Below are 3695 nucleotides of genomic sequence, written 5' to 3'. Positions count from 1 at the left end.
GATCGCCGAGGCGGTCGACATCCCGATGGTGCTCTACAACGTGCCCGGCCGCACGGTGGCAGACATGCTGCCCGAGACCGCGCTGCGCTGCGCCTCGCTGCCCGGCGTGATCGGCGTGAAGGAGGCCACCGGCAACATCGAGCGCGCCCAGTGGCTGATCAAGCAGGCGCCGAAGGGCTTCGCCATCTACTCCGGCGACGACGGCACCGCGGTGGCGCTGATGCTGCTCGGCGGCCAGGGCAACGTGAGCGTCACCGCCAACGTCGCCCCGAAGCTGATGCACGAGCTGTGCATCGCCGCGGTCGAGGGCCGGCTGCGCGAGGCCACCGCCATCCAGATGCGGCTGCTGCCGCTGCACAAGGCGCTGTTCTGCGAATCGAGCCCGGCGCCCACCAAGTGGGCGATGAAGCGGCTGGGCCTGATCGGCGCCGGCCTGCGCCTGCCGATCACCCCGCTCACCCCGGCCGGCGAGAAGCAGGTCGAGCAGGCCCTGCGCGACGCCGCGCTGCTGTGACGCGAGCCTCGCGCCACCCCCATCCCGCCCACCGGCGCCGCGCGGCCCTCGCCGCCGCGGCCCACTCGGAGAAGTCCCACGTGACCCGTCCTTCCGTCCACCTGCCGCTGCGCGGCGCCGCCCTCGTCCTGGCCCTGGCGCTGGCCGGTTGCTCGTCGATCGAGAATTTCGTCGCCGGCGACAAGCTCGACTACCGCACCCAAGGCAGCCGCACGCCGGGCCTGGAAGTGCCGCCCGACCTCACGCAGCTGGCGCGCGACTCGCGCTACCAGCCCACCGGCGGGGCGGTGAGCGCCTCATCGCTGCAGGGCGCGGCGGCAGCCCCTGCAGCCAACGTGCAGTCGGCCACCACGGTGGCGCCGGCGCAGGTCGGCGACGTGCGCATCGAGCGCCAGGGCAACCAGCGCTGGCTGGTCACCTCGCTCACGCCCGAGCAGCTGTGGCCGCGGCTGCAGGCCTTCTGGAAGGACAGCGGCTTCACGCTGGTGATCGACCAGCCCCCCACCGGCATCATGGAGACCGAGTGGAACGAGAACCGCGCCAAGCTGCCGCAGGACGTGGTCCGCCGCACCATCGGCCGCGTGTTCGATTCCTTCTACTCCACCGGCGAGCGCGACAAGTTCCGCACCCGCGTCGAGCGCACCGCCAATGGCAGCGAGGTCTACATCAGTCATCGCGGCGTGGAAGAGGTCTACACCAACGCGCAGAAGGAGTCGACGGTCTGGCAACCCCGCCCGGCCGACCCGCAGCTCGAGGCCGCCTTCCTGGCGCGCCTGATGCAGCGCCTCGGCGTGACCGAGGAAGTCGCCCAGACCGCCGTGGCTGCCGCGCCGGTGGCACCGGCACGCGCGCGCATCGTGGCCAACCAGCCGGCGGCCACCCTGCAGGTCGACGACAACTTCGACCGCGCCTGGCGGCGCGTCGGCCTGGCACTCGACCGCGGCGGCTTCACCGTGGAAGACCGGGACCGCGGCCTAGGCCTGTACTTCGTGCGCTACGTCGACCCGAAGGACATCGGCAAGGGCGAGCCGGGCTTCTTCGCCAAGCTGTTCGGCGGTGCCGACGCCGCTGCGGGGCCGCTGCGCTACCGCATCCAGGTCAAGGCCGATGGCGAGCGCAGCAACGTGACCGTGCTGACGGCCCAGGGCGCGCCCGAAGCGGGCACCAATGGCCAGCGCATCGTCAGCCTGCTGCTCGACGAGCTGAAGTAGCCTGCGCCACGCCGATGCGCTTCTGCAGCCTGGGCAGCGGCAGCGGCGGCAACGCCACGATCGTCGAGGCCCGTGACGGGCCGAGCGCGCACCGCGTGGTGATCGACTGCGGCTTCTCGCTGCGCGAGTTCGAAGGCCGGCTGGCGCGCGCCGGCCTGGCGCCCGAAGACCTCGACGCCATCTTCGTCACCCACGAGCATGGCGACCACGTCGGCTGTGCGCTGGCGCTGGCGCGCCGGCACGGCATCCCGCTGTGGACCAGCCGCGGCACCTGGCGCGCGATCGGCGAGCCCGATGCGGGCGATGTCCGCTTCGCGCGCGACGGCGAGCCGATCGACATCGGCAGCCTGCGCCTGCTGCCCTATACCGTGCCGCACGATGCGGCCGAGCCGCTGCAACTGCGCTGCACGGACGGCGCGCGCACGCTGGGCGTTCTGACCGATGCCGGCTCGGTCACGCCGCATCTGCTCGACCATCTGCGCGGCTGCCAGGCCCTGCTGCTGGAGTGCAACCACGATGCGCAGATGCTCGCCCGCTCGCGTTATCCGGCCTCTGTCAGGGCGCGCATCGGCGGCTCCCACGGCCACCTGTGCAACGACACGGCGGGCCAGATCCTTGGCGCCGTCGCCCACGGCGGCCTGCGCCACGTGGTGGCCGCCCACCTGAGCGAGCAGAACAACACTCCCGAGCTGGCGCGCCAGGCCCTGGCCGGCGCCTGCGGTGCATCCCCCGAAGACTTCGTGGTGGCTGACCCGTCCCTGGGCTTCGGCTGGCTCGAGCTCGGCTGAGCCTCGCGTTACATCCCCGAAACGAAGAAGGCCGCCTCGCGGCGGCCTTCCCGATCCAGTGGGAACCGGATTACTTCGACGCGGCAGCAGCAGCGGCGTCAGCGGCGGCCGAAGCGGCGCCGGCGACGGCGGCAGCAGCTTCCGAAGCTGCACCGGCGACAGCGGCGGCAGCGCCCGAAGCAGCGTCAGCCGCGGCAGAGGCAGCCTCGGCAACCGGCGCAGTCACGGCCGCGGGAGCGGCAGCGGCGGGGGCCTCTTCCTTCTTGCCGCAGGCGGCGAGAGCGGCAGCGGCAACCAGGGAAGCCAGCAGAATGGTCTTTTTCATGCTTGTGTCCTCAAATCAAAGAGTCGAACAATTACCGGGAATTGCGGGATCCCTCCGATCAGCAGAGGCCATCCGACAGGCCTTGAGCAGTTGAGATTCGCCCTTTTGGCCAGCCTGCGATTATAGCCAGCATTAGGGATGTCCCTATAAGCCCAATGTAGTCGATGGAAACGCCTCCTCGGAGCGTTGCATAACTGCATCAATGGCTTCCCGCCACTGCACGGCATCCGCCGCTTCACGGGAAGCTACGCCCCGGTAGTGCACGCGGTCGTGCAGGCGCACCGACATCAGGCCAGGAATCAGCAGGATGGTCGGGATCTGGCCGGCCTCGAGATCGTTATTGGTGCGGCAATGCACCACATGGGAGAACTGGCGACGCCAAGTCACCCAGCGGGCCTGGTGGTGAGCCAGGTGATCGAAGCTTCGGGCAATCACCGTGAAGCTGCGGTGCATCGCGGCCCAGTGCGTGAGGTCGTCGACCACCGCACGCTCGCCGAGCGGCCAGTCGGCGAAATCGTCGTCCACCAGCCAGATCTCGCGGCAGCCGACCAGCGCTGCTTCAGCCAGCGCGCCGCGCACGGCATTCTGGAAATCGGTGCGCGACTCGATCATCGCGCGGGTCGGTTCGTCGCTCATCGCACCTCTCCTTCCGTCTCGGCTTGCAGCCAGCCGGCGCGCGCCCACTGGTCGAGCAGTTCCTGCGCATCGGCGCTCAGCGCTGCCCGCTCGCGAGAAGCGAGTTCGCGCCGGTCGGCCAGCCGCCGCATCAGTGTGGCATCGCGCCCGCCGGCGCGGAACGGCTCGCCGTTGATGTAGACGTGGCGACGATCGTGCAGCATGCGCGTGCGACGGTCCAG

The 3695-nt window shown here is 70.5% G+C and carries 5 protein-coding genes; 3 read left to right on the top strand and 2 right to left on the bottom strand.

Features of this window, described 5'->3' with window-relative positions:
* From AB7U92_RS23780 to AB7U92_RS23770, 3 genes are all read left to right on the top strand, one after another.
* On the top strand, positions 1-514 hold a 514-nt coding region (locus tag AB7U92_RS23780; protein WP_428582780.1), incomplete at its 5' end, for a dihydrodipicolinate synthase family protein.
* Positions 515-594: 80 nt separating this feature from the next.
* A complete protein-coding gene (bamC, locus tag AB7U92_RS23775; RefSeq protein WP_428582778.1) occupies positions 595-1725 on the top strand; it encodes an outer membrane protein assembly factor BamC in 1131 nt (376 codons plus the stop codon).
* 14 nt (positions 1726-1739) lie between these two features.
* Positions 1740-2513: an MBL fold metallo-hydrolase gene (locus tag AB7U92_RS23770; RefSeq protein WP_428582776.1), complete on the top strand. Its 774-nt coding sequence runs from the start codon at positions 1740-1742 to the stop codon at positions 2511-2513.
* 469 nt (positions 2514-2982) lie between these two features.
* Here AB7U92_RS23770 and AB7U92_RS23765 read toward each other — a convergent pair whose 3' ends face one another.
* Positions 2983-3474 (bottom strand): hypothetical protein, encoded by a 492-nt coding sequence (locus tag AB7U92_RS23765; RefSeq protein WP_428582774.1) that lies wholly within the window; start codon positions 3472-3474, stop codon positions 2983-2985.
* Positions 3471-3695, bottom strand: a 225-nt coding sequence (locus AB7U92_RS23760; protein WP_428582772.1) for a winged helix domain-containing protein, incomplete at its 5' end; no start/stop codon positions are given. The genes AB7U92_RS23765 and AB7U92_RS23760, both read right to left, overlap by 4 nt.

It is taken from the genome of Piscinibacter sp., assembly GCF_050175855.1.
Taxonomy (GTDB): domain Bacteria; phylum Pseudomonadota; class Gammaproteobacteria; order Burkholderiales; family Burkholderiaceae_C; genus Piscinibacter.
This window is presented reverse-complemented; position numbering and strand designations above follow the sequence as displayed.

Excerpts from the sequence above, each read along its gene's own strand:
- AB7U92_RS23765 (WP_428582774.1), bottom strand. The coding sequence starts at position 3,474 with ATGAGCGACGAACCGACCCGCGCGATGATCGAGTCGCGCACCGATTTC.
- AB7U92_RS23770 (WP_428582776.1), top strand. The coding sequence starts at position 1,740 with ATGCGCTTCTGCAGCCTGGGCAGCGGCAGCGGCGGCAACGCCACGATC.